At 63.5% G+C, this 14,737-nt stretch carries 14 protein-coding genes; 8 read left to right on the forward strand and 6 right to left on the reverse strand.

Going from position 1 to position 14,737, the window contains the following annotated elements; genetic code table 11:
- The first annotated feature begins 36 nt into the window (after window positions 1-36).
- From rpsF to dnaB, 5 genes are all read left to right on the forward strand, one after another.
- Complete coding sequence (gene rpsF, locus QYS36_RS01630) at window positions 37-459, forward strand: 30S ribosomal protein S6 (RefSeq protein WP_070880841.1); 423 nt, start codon at window positions 37-39, stop codon at window positions 457-459.
- A gap of 28 nt (window positions 460-487) precedes the next feature.
- Window positions 488-718: a 30S ribosomal protein S18 gene (rpsR, locus tag QYS36_RS01635; RefSeq protein WP_003246847.1), complete on the forward strand. Its 231-nt coding sequence runs from the start codon at window positions 488-490 to the stop codon at window positions 716-718.
- Window positions 719-754: 36 nt separating this feature from the next.
- On the forward strand, window positions 755-1,648 hold the full coding sequence (locus QYS36_RS01640) for a hypothetical protein (protein ID WP_308837831.1): 894 nt from the start codon (window positions 755-757) through the stop codon (window positions 1,646-1,648).
- Window positions 1,649-1,669: 21 nt separating this feature from the next.
- Entirely contained in the window at window positions 1,670-2,116 is a 447-nt protein-coding gene (gene rplI, locus QYS36_RS01645) for a 50S ribosomal protein L9 (RefSeq protein WP_111464451.1), read from the forward strand.
- A 121-nt stretch (window positions 2,117-2,237) separates the two neighbouring features.
- Window positions 2,238-3,632 (forward strand): replicative DNA helicase, encoded by a 1,395-nt coding sequence (dnaB, locus tag QYS36_RS01650; RefSeq protein WP_308837832.1) that lies wholly within the window; start codon window positions 2,238-2,240, stop codon window positions 3,630-3,632.
- A gap of 4 nt (window positions 3,633-3,636) precedes the next feature.
- Here the strand turns inward: dnaB and QYS36_RS01655 are convergent, their stop codons facing one another.
- Window positions 3,637-5,490 carry a diguanylate cyclase domain-containing protein gene (locus QYS36_RS01655; protein ID WP_308837833.1) on the reverse strand — a complete coding sequence of 618 codons (1,854 nt, stop codon included), beginning with the start codon at window positions 5,488-5,490 and terminating at the stop codon, window positions 3,637-3,639.
- Window positions 5,491-5,687: 197 nt separating this feature from the next.
- On the opposite strand from QYS36_RS01655, the gene QYS36_RS01660 reads away from it, so the two are divergent.
- Window positions 5,688-8,015 carry a YgiQ family radical SAM protein gene (locus QYS36_RS01660; protein ID WP_308837834.1) on the forward strand — a complete coding sequence of 776 codons (2,328 nt, stop codon included), beginning with the start codon at window positions 5,688-5,690 and terminating at the stop codon, window positions 8,013-8,015.
- A 154-nt stretch (window positions 8,016-8,169) separates the two neighbouring features.
- Here QYS36_RS01660 and QYS36_RS01665 read toward each other — a convergent pair whose 3' ends face one another.
- The 5 genes from QYS36_RS01665 to QYS36_RS01685 all read right to left on the reverse strand — a co-directional run bounded on the left by QYS36_RS01665 (window position 8,170) and on the right by QYS36_RS01685 (window position 12,653).
- On the reverse strand, window positions 8,170-8,895 hold the full coding sequence (locus QYS36_RS01665) for a class I SAM-dependent methyltransferase (RefSeq protein ID WP_308837835.1): 726 nt from the start codon (window positions 8,893-8,895) through the stop codon (window positions 8,170-8,172).
- A 78-nt stretch (window positions 8,896-8,973) separates the two neighbouring features.
- Window positions 8,974-10,239, reverse strand: a complete 1,266-nt coding sequence (locus QYS36_RS01670; protein WP_308837836.1) for an Hsp70 family protein — start codon at window positions 10,237-10,239, stop codon at window positions 8,974-8,976.
- Between the two features lie 67 nt (window positions 10,240-10,306).
- Window positions 10,307-11,260, reverse strand: coding sequence for a YbhN family protein (locus QYS36_RS01675; RefSeq protein ID WP_308837837.1), 954 nt, complete (start codon window positions 11,258-11,260; stop codon window positions 10,307-10,309).
- A gap of 211 nt (window positions 11,261-11,471) precedes the next feature.
- A complete protein-coding gene (locus QYS36_RS01680; protein WP_308837838.1) occupies window positions 11,472-11,912 on the reverse strand; it encodes a YqaA family protein in 441 nt (146 codons plus the stop codon).
- 12 nt (window positions 11,913-11,924) lie between these two features.
- Window positions 11,925-12,653, reverse strand: coding sequence for a VC0807 family protein (locus tag QYS36_RS01685; RefSeq protein ID WP_308837870.1), 729 nt, complete (start codon window positions 12,651-12,653; stop codon window positions 11,925-11,927).
- Between the two features lie 251 nt (window positions 12,654-12,904).
- Between QYS36_RS01685 and QYS36_RS01690 the strand changes: the two genes are divergently transcribed.
- A complete protein-coding gene (locus QYS36_RS01690) occupies window positions 12,905-13,660 on the forward strand; it encodes a transporter substrate-binding domain-containing protein (protein WP_308837839.1) in 756 nt (251 codons plus the stop codon).
- A 177-nt stretch (window positions 13,661-13,837) separates the two neighbouring features.
- Window positions 13,838-14,701: an oxaloacetate decarboxylase gene (locus QYS36_RS01695; protein WP_308837871.1), complete on the forward strand. Its 864-nt coding sequence runs from the start codon at window positions 13,838-13,840 to the stop codon at window positions 14,699-14,701.
- Window positions 14,702-14,737: the final 36 nt, after the last annotated feature.

Here is a 14,737-nt window from a genome sequence, read left to right on the forward strand (position 1 = left end):
CATTTGGCGGCAGGCTACAACCCGTAAGGAGCATTCATGCGTCATTACGAAATCATCTTTCTGGTTCACCCGGACCAGAGCGAGCAAGTCGGCGGCATGGTCGAGCGTTACACCAAGCTGATCGAAGAAGACGGCGGCAAAATCCACCGTCTGGAAGATTGGGGCCGTCGTCAACTGGCCTATGCCATCAACAATGTTCACAAGGCTCACTACGTGATGCTGAACGTTGAGTGCAGCGGCAAGGCCCTGGCCGAGCTGGAAGACAACTTCCGCTACAACGATGCCGTGATCCGTAACCTGGTCGTCCGTCGTGAAGAAGCCGTTACCGGCCAATCCGAGATGCTCAAGGCCGAAGAAAACCGCAGTGAGCGCCGTGAGCGTCGTGAACGTCCTGAAAACGCCGAGTCCAACGACGGCGATGACAGCGACAACAACGACAGCGACAACGCTGACGAGTAATCACCGGATCTATTGAGGAGCCAACTCCATGGCACGTTTCTTCCGTCGTCGTAAATTCTGCCGTTTCACCGCTGAAGACGTGAAAGAGATCGATTTCAAAGATCTCAACACCCTGAAAGCCTACATCTCGGAAACCGGCAAAATCGTTCCTAGCCGTATCACCGGTACCAAGGCTCGTTATCAGCGTCAGCTGGCTACCGCTATCAAGCGCGCCCGCTTCCTGGCCCTGCTGCCCTACACCGACAGCCACGGCCGTTAAGATCTGACGTTCGACAAGTAGTAAGGGATATATCGCATGCGCGCCTTGGCAGAATTCATCATGCGCGGCCGTATGCAGGCCACCCTCGTGGTGGTCGGTTCTGCAGCATTGCCGCTGCTGTTCTGGTTGAGTGCCGCCGCGGGAAGCCTGGTGCTTCTGCGGCGTGGCCTGAGTGATGCGACTGGCATCCTCGCCTGGGCTTTGCTGCCAGCCATTGGCTGGTGGTATTTCGGCGAACCGCGCACCTTGCTGGTGTTGCTGGGGGCGCTGGGGTTGGCGTGTGTATTGCGCGCCAACCCGTCCTGGCGGCGAGTGCTGTTGTTCAGCATCGCATTGGGCCTGGTGTATGGGCTGGTACTGAGGGCGACGTTCCATGAGCCCATCGAAGCCATGGCGCAGGAGTTGAACAAGCTCTTGCCGCAGATGTTCGATGGCGTTCACCAACAGATGTCGGTGGATGATCAGGCGCGTCTTCAGAGTCTCATAGCACCGGTGCTGACCGGATTGCTGGCAGCGTTGCTGCAGGTGGTCAGCTTGCTTAGCCTGATGCTTGGGCGGTTCTGGCAAGCGGCGTTGTACAACCCGGGAGGTTTCGGCTCCGAGTTTCGTGAGCTGAGATTTCCGCCGATGCTGGCGATGTTACTGCTGGTCGGCATGCTGCTCGGGCCCAATCTGGGTGTCGAGATGGCCATGCTTACCCCGTTGTGCAGTGTTCCGCTGGCGTTCGCGGGCATCGCCCTGTTGCATGGGCTGGTGGCCAAGGGCCGACTGTCGAAGTTCTGGCTGGTCGGCATGTACATCACGCTGCTGCTGTTCATGCAGCTGACCTTTCCCTTGCTGGTGGTGTTAGCCATCGTCGACAGTCTGTTTGATTTTCGTGGTCGTTTGACGGACAAGCCCGGTTCGGGCCCCGCCAACGGTGAAGGTTAAAAGTTAAGAGGTAACACCCAAATGGAAGTCATCCTGCTGGAAAAAATCGCCAACCTGGGCAACCTGGGCGATAAAGTGAACGTTAAAGCCGGTTACGGCCGTAACTTCCTGCTGCCGCAAGGCAAAGCCACCGCTGCCACCGAAGCCAACGTTGCGGCTTTCGAAGCGCGTCGTGCCGACCTGGAAAAAGCAGCTGCTGACCGTAAGGCTTCGGCCGAGTCGCGCGCTGCTCAGCTGGCTGAGCTGGAAGTCACCATCACCGCCACCGCTGGCGATGAAGGCAAGCTGTTCGGTTCCATCGGTACCCACGACATCGCTGACGCCCTGACCGCCTCCGGCGTTGAAGTGGCCAAGGCTGAAGTGCGTCTGCCGAACGGCACCATTCGCCAGGTTGGCGAATACGACGTAGCCGTGCACCTGCACAGCGATGTCGAAGCAACCGTCAAGGTTGTCGTAGTCGCTGCCTAACTCTCAGCGAACTGCTTAGCGGGTTTGCACTCAGGTGCCTTCCCGCTAACATCGGGCACGGTATTGCGAAAGCGATACCGTGCCCTTTGTTTTTCAACGCAAGCATTCTTTCCAGGCGCCCATGAACGACATCAGCATCCCCGAACAGTACGACCTGCAAACCGCCGCCCTGAAAGTGCCGCCGCACTCGATCGAGGCTGAGCAGGCGGTGCTCGGTGGCCTGATGCTCGATAACAACGCCTGGGAGCGCGTGCTCGACCAGGTGTCCGATGGCGACTTCTATCGCCATGATCATCGCCTGGTATTTCGCGCCATCCACAAGCTGGCCGAGCGTAATCAGCCCTTCGACGTGGTCACCTTGTCCGAGCAGCTCGACAAGGAGGGACAGCTGTCCCAGGTCGGCGGCCTGGCCTATCTCGGCGAACTGGCGAAGAACACGCCGTCGGTGGCCAACATCAAGGCTTATGCCGGCATCATTCGTGAACGTGCCACGCTGCGTAAACTGATTGGCATCAGCAACGATATCGCCGACAGCGCCTATGCACCGGAAGGGCGAACCGGCGAGGAAATTCTCGACGAGGCCGAGCGGCTGATCTTCCAGATCGCCGAGGCGCGGCCGAAGACCGGTGGCCCGGTGGGCATCAACGATATTCTGGTCAAGGCCATCGACCGCATCGACGAGCTGTTCAACAACGGCGATGCGATCACTGGCCTGTCCACCGGCTTCTCCGATCTGGACAACCTGACCAGCGGCCTGCAGCCGGCCGACCTGATCATCGTTGCCGGTCGTCCGTCGATGGGCAAGACCACCTTCGCGATGAACCTGGTGGAAAACGCGCTGATGCGCAGCGACAAGTCGATCCTGGTGTATTCCCTGGAGATGCCATCGGAATCCATCGTGATTCGTATGCTGGCCTCGTTGGGTCGTATCGACCAGACCAAGGTGCGCGCGGGTCGCCTCGACGATGATGATTGGCCGCGGCTGACCTCGGCGGTCAACCTGCTCAATGACCGCAAGCTGTTCATTGACGACACCGCCGGTATCTCACCGTCGGAGATGCGTGCGCGTTCGCGGCGCCTGGCCCGTGAGCACGGCGAGATCGGCCTGATCATGGTCGACTACCTGCAGCTGATGCAGATCCCCGGTTCCAGCGGCGATAGCCGGGTCAACGAGATTTCCGAAATCTCGCGCTCGCTCAAGGCGCTGGCCAAGGAATTCAACTGCCCGGTGATTGCCCTTTCGCAGCTCAACCGGGGCCTGGAGCAACGGCCCAACAAGCGTCCGATCAACTCCGACTTGCGCGAATCCGGGGCCATCGAGCAGGACGCCGACATCATTCTTTTCGTCTACCGGGACGAGGTCTACCACCCGGAAACCGAATACAAGGGCGTCGCCGAGATCATCATCGGCAAGCAGCGTAACGGCCCGCTGGGTACCGCACGCCTGGCCTTCCTCGGCAAATATTCGCGTTTCGAGAACCTGGCGCCCGGCAGCTACCAGTTCGACGACGAGTGACGGTTCAGCCCGTGGCCGGCTCGAACACCGCGTAGCCCGAACGCCCGGCGGCCTTGGCCTGATAAAGCGCCTGGTCGGCCGCCTTGTAGAGGTCGGCGAACTGTTCGGCATGCCGCGGATAGAAGGCGGCGCCAATGCTGATGCTGACGTTCAGCGCGTGGCCGGCGTAGTCCACAGGGCGGGCCAGCTCGGCAAGCAGGCGTTCGGCGACATCCTCGGCGTAACGCTGCGCATCCTCCCCGCCAATCAATACCGCGAATTCATCGCCGCCCAGGCGCGCCACCGTGTCGCTGCCGCGCACCTGTTCGCGCAGCCGCCGGCCGATCTGCTGGAGCAGCAGATCGCCGGCGTCGTGGCCATGCCGGTCGTTGATCGGTTTGAAATGATCCAGGTCGATCAGCAGCAGGGCGAGGTTCTCGTCGCTCTGCCGTGCGCTGCGCAAGGCGCGCTCGCAGCGTTCCACCAGGTGACGGCGGTTGGGCAGCTCGGTCAGGGCATCGTGGAAGGCGGCATGGCGCAATTCCAGCTCCTGTTGGGAGAGCTGCTGGTTGGCGCTTTTCAGTTCAGCGGTACGCCGATCCACGGCCAGTTGCAGTTCGTCGGCACTGGCCTGTACCTGGGCCAGGCGGGCACCTTTCTCCTCATCGGCGCGTTGCAGCGCCTCGGCACGCTGGTTCTTCAGCAACTGGATGCGGTAGGCGAGGGCGAACGAGAACAGGATCGACTCGACTGCCACGGCGACCGGAAACACGTAGCTGTTCCACGCCGCGGGCTGGATGACGCCCGTGGCGCGCAGCAGCAGCAGGTTGACGCTGGCCAGGATCATGCCGTACCCGCAGAAGTACAGGAACGCCGGAAAATAGCCCTGGCGCCAGCGTTTCAGCGAGGCCCACAGTGCAGTGGGAATGGTGGTGAGAGCCAGCAGCACGAAGATCCAGGCGCCGACGGCGCGCAGGCCGAACGCATCGGCGAGTACCGCCAGCAGATAGAGCGCACAGCTCAGGGTCAGCAGGTGGTGGGCCCAGGGGGTGTAGCGGCGCGTTTGCAGCAGCTTCTGGGTGAAGCGGCAGGCACCGAACCCCCACAGCGCCGGCACGCTGATGCGATCGAGCCAGAAGGGCACCGCCGAGCCGGGCCATAGGTACTGGAAGCCGTGCCCGGTCATGCCGAGAATCATCAGCAGCGCGCCGGTCGTGGTGACCACATACCAGAAGTAGGCACTGTCGCGCAGCGCCAGGAACAGGAACAGGTTGTACAGCAGCAGTGCGCTGATCACGCCGTAGATCAGGCCCAGCCAGAGGTTCTCGGTCGCCACCTGGGTTTTCAGGTCAGCCAGCTGCCACACCTTCAACGGAAAGGAATTGCCGGCCGGGTCATAGCTGCGCAGATAGAAGGTAAGCGGCTGCTCGCCAAGTGCAGGCAGGCGCAGCAGCATACGGCGGTGGGGGTGGTCACGGCCTTCGGCGAAGCTGACCACCTCTCCAGACTGGCGTTTCTGCCAGCCGCCCTGGCCATCGGGCAGGTACAGCTGCAGATCGAGCAGGGTGACCGAGGCGATTTCCAGCCACCATTGGCGTGGGGCATCCGCTGTGGCGCTGAGGGTTACCTTGATCCACCAGGGATTGGCGCTCTGGCCCACGCTGGCCTTGCCCTGGGCAGGCATGAAGCGCTGCTGCACGGCGGGGTCGCTCATCTGCTCGATGCTCAGCTTTGCGCCGGGGTCCTCGAGCAGTTCCACGTGTTCATTGAGGCTCTGGCCGCTGCTGTGCGAGGTCAAGGCGAGGGGGTCGGCATGCGCCGTCAGGCTCAGGGCGGCCAGCAGCAGAATCTGCGACAGGAAGGTGGCTAGGCGCTGCAAGCGGGGGGCTCCTGAGGGCAGGCGGGTCTTGTTGTGTAAGCACAAGAGTACACCTAACCGAGCAAATTTAGATGCTGGCCCAGCAGCCGGTGCCTGCTATCGGATGCTCGGTGCAACCTGGCGTAGCAGTCGGGTTTGGTTAAAATTTGTGCTATATTCCGCGCCCGTGAAATTCCTGATCAAAAACGGTTACCGCCATGCAAGCCGCCAAGCCGCTGTTCGACTATCCCAAATACTGGGCCGAGTGTTTCGGCCCGGCGCCGTTCCTGCCGATGAGCAGGGAGGAGATGGATCAGCTCGGCTGGGATTCGTGCGACATCATCATCGTCACCGGTGATGCCTATGTCGATCACCCCTCGTTCGGCATGGCGATCATTGGCCGGCTGCTGGAGTCCCAGGGCTTTCGCGTCGGCATCATCGCCCAGCCCAACTGGCAGTCCAAAGACGATTTCATGAAGCTCGGCGAGCCGAACCTGTTCTTTGGCGTGGCGGCCGGCAACATGGACTCGATGATCAACCGCTACACCGCGGACAAGAAGATTCGCTCCGACGACGCCTACACGCCAGGCGGCCTGGCCGGCAAGCGCCCGGATCGTGCCAGCCTGGTGTACAGCCAGCGCTGCAAGGAGGCGTACAAGCACGTGCCGATCGTGCTTGGCGGCATCGAGGCGTCGTTGCGGCGCATCGCCCATTACGACTACTGGCAGGATCGCGTGCGCAACTCGATCCTGATCGATGCCAGCGCCGACATCCTGCTCTACGGCAACGCCGAGCGGGCCATCGTCGAGGTCGCCCAGCGCCTGTCCTACGGCCAGAAGATCGAAGACATCACCGACGTGCGCGGCACCGCGTTCATTCGCCGCGACACGCCGAAGGACTGGTACGAGGTTGACTCCACGCGCATCGACCGGCCGGGCAAGATCGACAAGATCATCAACCCGTACGTGAATACCCAGGACACCCAGGCCTGCGCCATCGAGCAGGAAAAAGGTGCGGCCGGCCCAGGCAACGTCGAGGACCCCAACGAAGCCAAGGTCGTGCAGATTCTCGCCAGCCCGAAGATGACCCGCGACAAGACGGTGATCCGTCTGCCGTCGATGGAAAAGGTGCGCAACGACCCGGTTCTGTACGCCCATGCCAACCGCGTGCTGCACCTGGAAACCAACCCGGGCAACGCCCGCGCGCTGGTGCAGAAGCACGGCGAGATCGACGTGTGGTTCAACCCGCCACCCATCCCGATGACCACCGAAGAGATGGACTACGTGTTCGGCATGCCCTACCAGCGCATCCCGCACCCGGCGTATGGCAAGGAGAAGATTCCGGCCTACGAGATGATCCGCTTCTCGGTGAACATCATGCGTGGCTGCTTTGGTGGCTGCACCTTCTGCTCGATCACCGAGCACGAAGGGCGGATCATCCAGAACCGGTCGGAAGAGTCGATCATTCGCGAGATCGAAGAGATCCGCGACAAGGTGCCGGGCTTTACCGGGGTGATTTCCGACCTCGGCGGCCCGACCGCGAACATGTACCGCATCGCCTGCAAGAGCCCGGAAATCGAATCCGCGTGCCGCAAGCCGTCCTGCGTATTCCCCGGCATCTGCCCGAACCTGAACACCGATCACTCCTCGCTGATCCAGCTGTATCGCAGCGCCCGTGCCCTGCCGGGGGTGAAGAAGATTCTCATCGCTTCCGGTCTGCGCTACGACCTGGCCGTCGAGTCGCCGGAGTACGTCAAGGAGCTGGTCACCCACCACGTCGGTGGCTACCTGAAGATCGCCCCGGAACACACCGAGGAAGGGCCGCTCAACCAGATGATGAAGCCGGGCATTGGCAGCTATGACAAGTTCAAGCGCATGTTCGAGAAGTACTCCAAGGAAGCGGGCAAGGAGCAGTACCTGATTCCCTACTTCATCGCCGCCCACCCGGGCACCACCGATGAAGACATGATGAACCTGGCCCTGTGGCTCAAGGGCAACGGCTTCCGCGCCGACCAGGTGCAGGCGTTCTACCCCTCGCCGATGGCCACCGCCACGGCCATGTACCACTCGGGCAAGAACCCGCTGCGCAAGGTCACCTACAAGAGCGACGGCGTGACCATCGTCAAGAGCGAGGAGCAGCGCCGCCTGCACAAGGCTTTCCTGCGCTATCACGACCCGAAGGGCTGGCCGATGCTGCGTGAAGCGCTGCAGCGCATGGGGCGTGGCGACCTGATCGGTGATGGCAAGCACCAGTTGATTCCGGCCTATCAGCCGAAGGCCGACGAGTACCAGAGCGCCCGCCGCAAGAACTCCACGCCGGCCGGCAGCAAGAAGGTCGCCGGCAATGGCGGCGGCAAGGCAGCGGCTGGGCGCATCCTCACCCAGCACACCGGCCTGCCGCCGCGCGGCAGCGACGGCAGCAAGCCCTGGGACAAGCGCGAGCAAGCCAAGGCGGCTGCCGAGGCGCGTAACCAGCAGGCGGCGCGCGAGCGTGCCGGTGCGGGCAAGGGCAAGAAGCCGGTCAAGAAGCCTGCTGTGCCGCGTTAACTGGCTGTTTCAAGGTGGGAGCAGATACTCGTAGGGTGGACGACGCTTGCCTGCGCGGCCCGATCCGCCCACCGCTGTGCAATCGTAATGGTGGACAAAAAGAGCGTTGTCCACCCCACGGGGAAGTGTCTGCTCCCGGCACTTCGCGGCAGTTCTAGTCGGCGCTGAAGCGGCAGGTCAGGTAGCGATTGCTCGGCCCATAGCGCAGGATCGAAGCCAGTCGCTTGAGCAGGTACAGCGGATGGCTGCGGTAGTACGCCAGCACGGCATTGCCGACGCCTTCCGAGCGATGCTCGCGCGCGTCCTTTTTGCCTTTCTTGAACAGCCCGGAAAACTCCCAGCGCTGGATCTGCTCGTAGCGTTCCTTGGGCGTTAGCCCGTGGTGGCGGAACAGCGCGTAGAAGCTGCGCGGGCTGAAGTCGTGCAGGTGATGAGGGTTGCCATCCAGGGTCGGCGTGGTCGGCACCGAGGCGATGATGCGCCCGCCCTTTGTCAGCAGGCTGGCGTAGTTGGCCACCAGGCGCTGCGGGTTCGGCAGGTGTTCGATGGTTTCCAGGCTGACGATGCTGTCGAAGCCCTGGCTGTCGGCGAAGGTTTGCGCGTTCGCGCACAGGTAGCGCAGGTTGTCCCGCTGATAGTTGGCCTGGGCATAGGCGATCGCTTCGGGGTCGATGTCGATACCGGTGATCTGCTTGTCCGGGTTCTGCTCGGCCAGCAGCGCACTGCCGTAGCCGCAGCCACAGGCCATGTCGAGTACCCGCGGGCCATCCAGCAGGCGGCTGGCGAACCCATAGCGCTGCATATGCAGGTCGAGGGTTGCCTGGTCGGCCGCCAGCCGCTCGTCCATCTGCAATGGGTAGATGCGTTCGAGGCTGTGCATGGCGACCGTCCTTTCTCCGTGGGGATGGAAATATAAACCATTCTACCTTCGCGGGTAGCCGCACGTGGCCGGCGTGTGTCAGCCGTAACGTTTCTTCGCCTCGATGGCCAGGCCGCTGCCGATGCTGCCGAAGGTATTGCCTTCCACGTGGCGGGCGTTGGGCAATAGCGCCGCCACGCTCTGGCGCAATGCCGGCACACCGCTGGAGCCGCCAGTGAAGAACACCGTATCGACCTGCTCCAGGCCCACGCCGGCGTCAGCGAGCAGCGCGGTGACGCTGTCGCGGATGCGTTCGAGCAGCGGTGCGATGCTGTCTTCGAACAAGGCACGGGTCAGTTCGGCGACCAAACCGGTCTCGATGCGCTGCAGGTCGATCGGCTGTTGCTGGTGCTCGGTCAGGGCGATCTTGCTGTTTTCCACCTGCATCGCCAGCCAGTGGCCGGCGCGTTGCTCGATCAGCTTGAACAGGCGGTCGATGCCGGTCGGGTCGATGATGTCGTAGCGCATGTTCTGCAGCGCCCGCTGCGACGCGGCGGCGTAGACCATGTTGATGGTGTGCCAGGTCGCCAGGTTGAGGTGCATGCTGGTGGGCATCGGCGCGTCGCTCTTCATCCGGCTGCCGTAGCCGAACAGCGGCATCACGCCCTGCAGACTGAGCTGCTTGTCGAAGTCGGTGCCGCCGATGTGCACGCCGCCGGTGGCCAGAATGTCGTCCTGGCGCTCTGCCTGCTGGCGGCGCTCGGGGGCCAGGCGCACCAGCGAGAAGTCCGAGGTACCACCGCCGATATCGACGATCAGCACCAGCTCCTCGCGCTCGATGGTGGACTCGTAGTCGAAGGCCGCGGCGATCGGCTCGTACTGGAAGGACACGTCCTTGAAACCGAGCTTCTGCGCCACGGCGACCAAGGTGCTCTCGGCTTCCTGGTCGGCCAGCGGGTCGTCATCCACGAAGAACACCGGGCGGCCCAGCACCACGGCCTCGAACGGCCGTTCGGCCACCGCTTCGGCGCGTTTCTTCAGCTCGCCGATAAAGAAGCCGAGCAGGTCCTTGAAGGGCAGGGCGCTGCCCATCACCGCGGTTTCGCTCTTCAGCAGCTTGGAGCCCAGCAGGCTCTTGAGCGAGCGCATCAGGCGGCCTTCATAGCCTTCCAGGTACTCGTGCAGGGCCAGGCGGCCATAGACCGGGCGGCGCTCCTCGAGGTTGAAGAACACCACGGAGGGCAGGGTGATCTTGCCGTCTTCCAGCGCGATCAGCGTTTCGCCACCCGGGCGCAGCCAGCCAACCGTGGAGTTGGAGGTGCCGAAGTCGATACCGCAGGCGCGGGCAGGGGTGGTAAGGGACATGACGCGCGGCTCCTGAAAAAACGGCCGCGCATTCTAGGCCAAATGAGACCCTCGTGCTGCCGCTTCGTCAGGGCAGTGGGGGATTTTGTACTTCGCCGCGACGGACGCGCCATTGGCCCCACTCGAAGCCCAGCACGACGATCAGCGACAGGGCGAATGGCAGCAGCAGGTAGAAGCCGCGGAACACGATCAGCGCCGCCAGCACGTCCGGTGCGGGGATCTCCGGCAGGGCCGCCAGGAAGCTCACCTCCAGCACGCCCAGGCCGCCAGGGGCGTGGGACAGCAGCGCCAGCGAGAAGGACGCCAGGAACACGCCCAGCACCACCATGTAGCCGGGGTTGTGCGCCTCGGGCAGGGCGAAGTAGATGATCGCCGCCGCGCAGGCCAGTTCCAGCGGGCCGGCCAGCAACTGGCGGCCAACGATGCGCAGGCGTGGGTACTCGACATGCAGTTTGCCGAACGTCCAGGGCTTGAACTGCAGCCAGGAACCCAGCACGTATAGACCGACCAGCAGCAGCAGGAAACCGCCGATAACCACCGAGACCAGCGGGGTGACGTCCAGCACGCGATGGATCAGGTCAGGCTGCAGCACCAGCACGCAGCCGCTGGCCAGCAGGGTGCCGAGGGCGAAGGTGAAGGAGCAGAAGACGATCAGGATGCCGATTTCATGGGGCGTCAGCCCTTTGGTGCGGTAGGCGCGGTAGCGCACCACGGCACCGGAGAACACCGAGGCGCCGATATTGTGGGCCAGGGCATAGGTGGTGAAGGAGCACAGGGTGATGAAGCGCCAGGAAATCTTCTTGCCCAGGTGGGCGATGGCGATGCGGTCGTACCAGGCGAGTGCCGAATAGGCGCCGAGAGTGGCGACGGCGGCGAGAACCCAGTCGAGGTGCGGGATGGCCTTGAGGCTGCCGGCGATCTCGTCGAGGGAAATGTTGCGCACTTCGCGGTAGAGCAGGAAGCAGGAGGCGACCACGGCGCACAACCCGATCAGCGTCCAGATCAGGTCACTGCGTTTCATCGTGGGCTTGGTACCTTGCAACGGCGATCCCCTGTTTCACGTCTCTGCGGACAGTCGATGGTGCATTCGATGGGCTGTCGCAGCTATTGTTCAGACCCTTTCCCCTGGGTATGTCCCGGCGGGATGTGGGTGTACAGGGTGCGCAGTATCCCGGAGGCGGGCCGGTTGCTCAACTGGCACGATTTCGCAGGCCGTTACCGAGTGTGTCTTTTTACCGGCCCAGACCCAGTGTGGCCGCGGCCAGCACGCCATAACGCAGGGTTTTCGCCAGGCTGACGATCAGCATGAAGCGCCACAGCGGCTCACGCATGATACCGGCGACCAGGGTCAGCGGATCGCCGATCACCGGCAGCCAGCTCAGCAACAGCGACCAGCGCCCGTAACGCCCGTACCAGTGCTGCGCCTGCAGCAGGCGCCGATCACTGACCGGAAACCAGCGGCGGCCGCGAAAGCGCTCCAGGTAACGGCCCAGCCACCAGTTGACCAGCGAGCCCAGCACGTTGCCCAGGCTGGCGACCAGAACCAGCACGCCGGCCGGCTGCCCGCCACCGAGCAGCAGCGCCACGAGCAGTGCCTCGGACTGCAGTGGCAGCAGCGTCGCCGCCGCGAAGGCGGCGCCGAACAGCCCCAGGTAGGCGTAGAGATCCGGCAAGGTGCTGGGCTGTCAGGACTTCTTGTCGGCTTCGGCGTTGGCCATGATCTCTTCCAGCTTGAGGCCGGTAAGGTCATGGATGGTGCGCCACAGGTAGTAGAAGACGGCCATCAGCATGATCATCGACGGAATGGCGATCATCGGGTAGCTGAGCAGGGTCATGCGGCCCAGTTCGTCATTGAAGGCTTCGCTGCCGGCCGGGCTGGTGACGATCCATTTGGCCAGCACGTAGTTCATCAACGAGGAAAAGAAGAAGGTGCCGCTGAGCAGGTAGGTGGCACGCAGCAGGCGGGCTTCGAAGCGCTGGGTATGGCCGCCCTGTTCCAGGCGCTCATGGATCTTGTCGACGTTGAGCACGGTCTTGTTGAACAGCAGCGTGCGGATCAACGGGTAGCGGGTGCGGGTCGACACCAGCACGGCGATGCCGATCAGGCCGGGAATCGCCGCTTCCTTGATCGCCAGCCATTGGTTGTCCAGGTGCAGCAGACCGATGCCGCCGGTGAGGATCACGCTGACCAGGCCGAGCAGCGCGACGAAGTTGAATTTGCGGTACTTGACCAGCTCGAACGCCCCCCAGCCCAGCGGGAACGCCAGGGCCAGCACCAGCGCGCCATCCGGGCCCAGGCGTGCCTCGCCACTGAGCTTCATGAGGATCAGCGACGGGATCACGATGCTGATCAGCAGGTCGATGAATGGGCGGGGTTTGTGCGGGGCGGCAGGCGTTTGCGTGGTGTCGGTCATGTCGATGCGCGTTGAGGGGCGAGCGCCGATGATCGCCTGCCTGAGGCGCTGGCGCCAGCCCGATTGTCGGTGCATTCACCACAAAGTCCTTCGGCGGGCGAAAGAGTCGGCTTGCCGGCCGACGGCGCTTCGGCGCCGTTGTTTGCTGAAATTGGCCGGTCACTGGGTTAAAATTGCCAGCTTGAGCTGCACGGTGAGCGTCGCCGGCGCGCCGGTGCCAGATTTGTTCAAGCGTTCATGGGGATGGCCGGATGGGCCCGCTGCGTTGCTATGGTGTGCTGTTGCTCGCGATGCTGCTGTGCGCACGCGCGGACGCCGAGCTGCGCATCCTCACCGAGCCGGGCCCGCCCACCGCGTTCATGGAAGACGGCGAGCTGCGCGGCTTTGGCGTCGATGTGGTGCGTGAGCTGATCGAGCGAACCGGCGCCAACGCGCAGATCGAGATGATGCCCTGGACCCGCGCCTACACCCTGGCGCAGCGCGGCCCGAACGTGGCCTTGTTCGCCATGGTGCGTACGCCCGAACGTGAACAGCGCTTCCAGTGGGTCGGCCCGATCCTGCACGGCAAGGTACGCTTCTATTCGCTGAAATCCAGTGGCATGCAGGTCGACAGCCTCGATGATGTGGCCGCCAGCGGCCCCCTGGCAGTGCCCAAGCAGTGGTACAGCTACGAGGCCCTGCAGGCCAAGGGGCTGGCGAACCTGTATGGCGTGCCGACGCCGCAGACCATGGTCACGTTGTTCGCCCATGGCCGCGGCAGCCTGATCCTCCTCGAGGACATCCTGCTGCGCGACATGCTCGCCCCGGCAGGGCTGGAGCCGGCGGACGTGCAGCCGCAGATGGTGTTCATGGAGTCGTCGTATTACATCGCGTTTTCCCGCGATACCGACCCTGCCGTCGTCGCTGCCTGGCAGAACGAACTGGCGGAAATGCGCCGAGATGGCAGCTTTTCGGCGATTTTCCGCCAGTGGCTGCCCGATGTAGAGCCGCCCGCCGCCCCGCGCTGAGTTGGCGGGGAATTTGCTGCGCAAGCTGGAATCCGCGCGCTGCGCCTGGCCGCTCGCGCAACTGCCGGGGCCTGGCCCATCGGTCGCAACACGCCACAAGAATTCGCTCCAGACGGCCGGGACAAGGCTGTCGAGCCCCTGATTCATCCGACGCTTTGGACAATGCCTATGACCAACATGCAACGTGCTTCCCACCATGAATTGCGGCGCGCCTTCCGCACCCTGCTGGCCTCGAGCGCCTGCTACCACACGGCATCGGTCTTCGACCCGATGTCCGCGCGTATCGCCGGTGACCTTGGCTTCGAAGTCGGCATCCTCGGCGGCTCCGTGGCGTCGCTGCAGGTGCTGGCCGCGCCCGATTTCGCGCTGATCACCCTGAGCGAGTTCGTCGAGCAGGCCACCCGCATCCACCGCGTTTCCCGCCTGCCGGTGATCGCCGACGCCGACCACGGCTACGGCAACGCCCTGAACGTGATGCGCACCGTGGTCGAACTGGAACGTGCCGGTATTTCCGCGCTGACCATCGAAGACACCCTGCTGCCCGCCCAATTCAACCGCAAGTCGACCGACCTGATCAGCATTGCCGAAGGCGTCGGCAAGGTACGTGCGGCCCTGGAGGCGCGGGTCGACCCGGACCTGGCGATCATCGCCCGCACCAACGCTGGCGTGCTCAGCATCGACGAGGTGATCAAGCGCACCGTGGCCTATCAGAAGGCCGGCGCCGACGCCATCTGCATGGTCGGTGTCGAGGATTTCGAGCACCTGGAGAAGATCGCCGAGCACCTCAGCGTGCCGCTGATGCTGGTGACCTACGGCAATCCCAAACTGCGCGACAACGAGCGCCTCGCCAAGCTGGGCGTACGCATCGTGGTCAACGGCCATGCCGCCTACTTCGCCGCCATCAAGGCCACGTACGACTGCCTGCGCGAGCAGCGCAACGCGGTTGGCAGTGACCTCAGCGCTTCCGAGCTGGCGCACAAGTACACCCAGCCCGAGGACTACGTGGCCTGGGCCGACGAGTTCATGAACGTCAAGGAATAACCCCGCAACACCTGCCACGCCGGACAGCGGCCGCGC

It is taken from the genome of Pseudomonas sp. G34 (assembly GCF_031119625.1).
Taxonomy (GTDB): Bacteria; Pseudomonadota; Gammaproteobacteria; order Pseudomonadales; family Pseudomonadaceae; genus Aquipseudomonas.

What these genes read in the sequence shown, in the direction of transcription:
- rplI (WP_111464451.1), top strand. Translation starts at nt 1,670, where the DNA reads ATGGAAGTCATCCTGCTGGAAAAAATCGCCAACCTGGGCAACCTGGGC.
- QYS36_RS01665 (WP_308837835.1), bottom strand. Translation starts at nt 8,895, where the DNA reads ATGCACAGCCTCGAACGCATCTACCCATTGCAGATGGACGAGCGGCTG.
- QYS36_RS01675 (WP_308837837.1), bottom strand. Translation starts at nt 11,260, where the DNA reads ATGAAACGCAGTGACCTGATCTGGACGCTGATCGGGTTGTGCGCCGTG.
- QYS36_RS01685 (WP_308837870.1), bottom strand. Translation starts at nt 12,653, where the DNA reads ATGACCGACACCACGCAAACGCCTGCCGCCCCGCACAAACCCCGCCCA.
- QYS36_RS01690 (WP_308837839.1), top strand. Translation starts at nt 12,905, where the DNA reads ATGGGCCCGCTGCGTTGCTATGGTGTGCTGTTGCTCGCGATGCTGCTG.
- QYS36_RS01670 (WP_308837836.1), bottom strand. Translation starts at nt 10,239, where the DNA reads ATGTCCCTTACCACCCCTGCCCGCGCCTGCGGTATCGACTTCGGCACC.
- rpsR (WP_003246847.1), top strand. Translation starts at nt 488, where the DNA reads ATGGCACGTTTCTTCCGTCGTCGTAAATTCTGCCGTTTCACCGCTGAA.
- rpsF (WP_070880841.1), top strand. Translation starts at nt 37, where the DNA reads ATGCGTCATTACGAAATCATCTTTCTGGTTCACCCGGACCAGAGCGAG.
- QYS36_RS01660 (WP_308837834.1), top strand. Translation starts at nt 5,688, where the DNA reads ATGCAAGCCGCCAAGCCGCTGTTCGACTATCCCAAATACTGGGCCGAG.
- dnaB (WP_308837832.1), top strand. Translation starts at nt 2,238, where the DNA reads ATGAACGACATCAGCATCCCCGAACAGTACGACCTGCAAACCGCCGCC.
- QYS36_RS01695 (WP_308837871.1), top strand. Translation starts at nt 13,838, where the DNA reads ATGCAACGTGCTTCCCACCATGAATTGCGGCGCGCCTTCCGCACCCTG.
- QYS36_RS01640 (WP_308837831.1), top strand. Translation starts at nt 755, where the DNA reads ATGCGCGCCTTGGCAGAATTCATCATGCGCGGCCGTATGCAGGCCACC.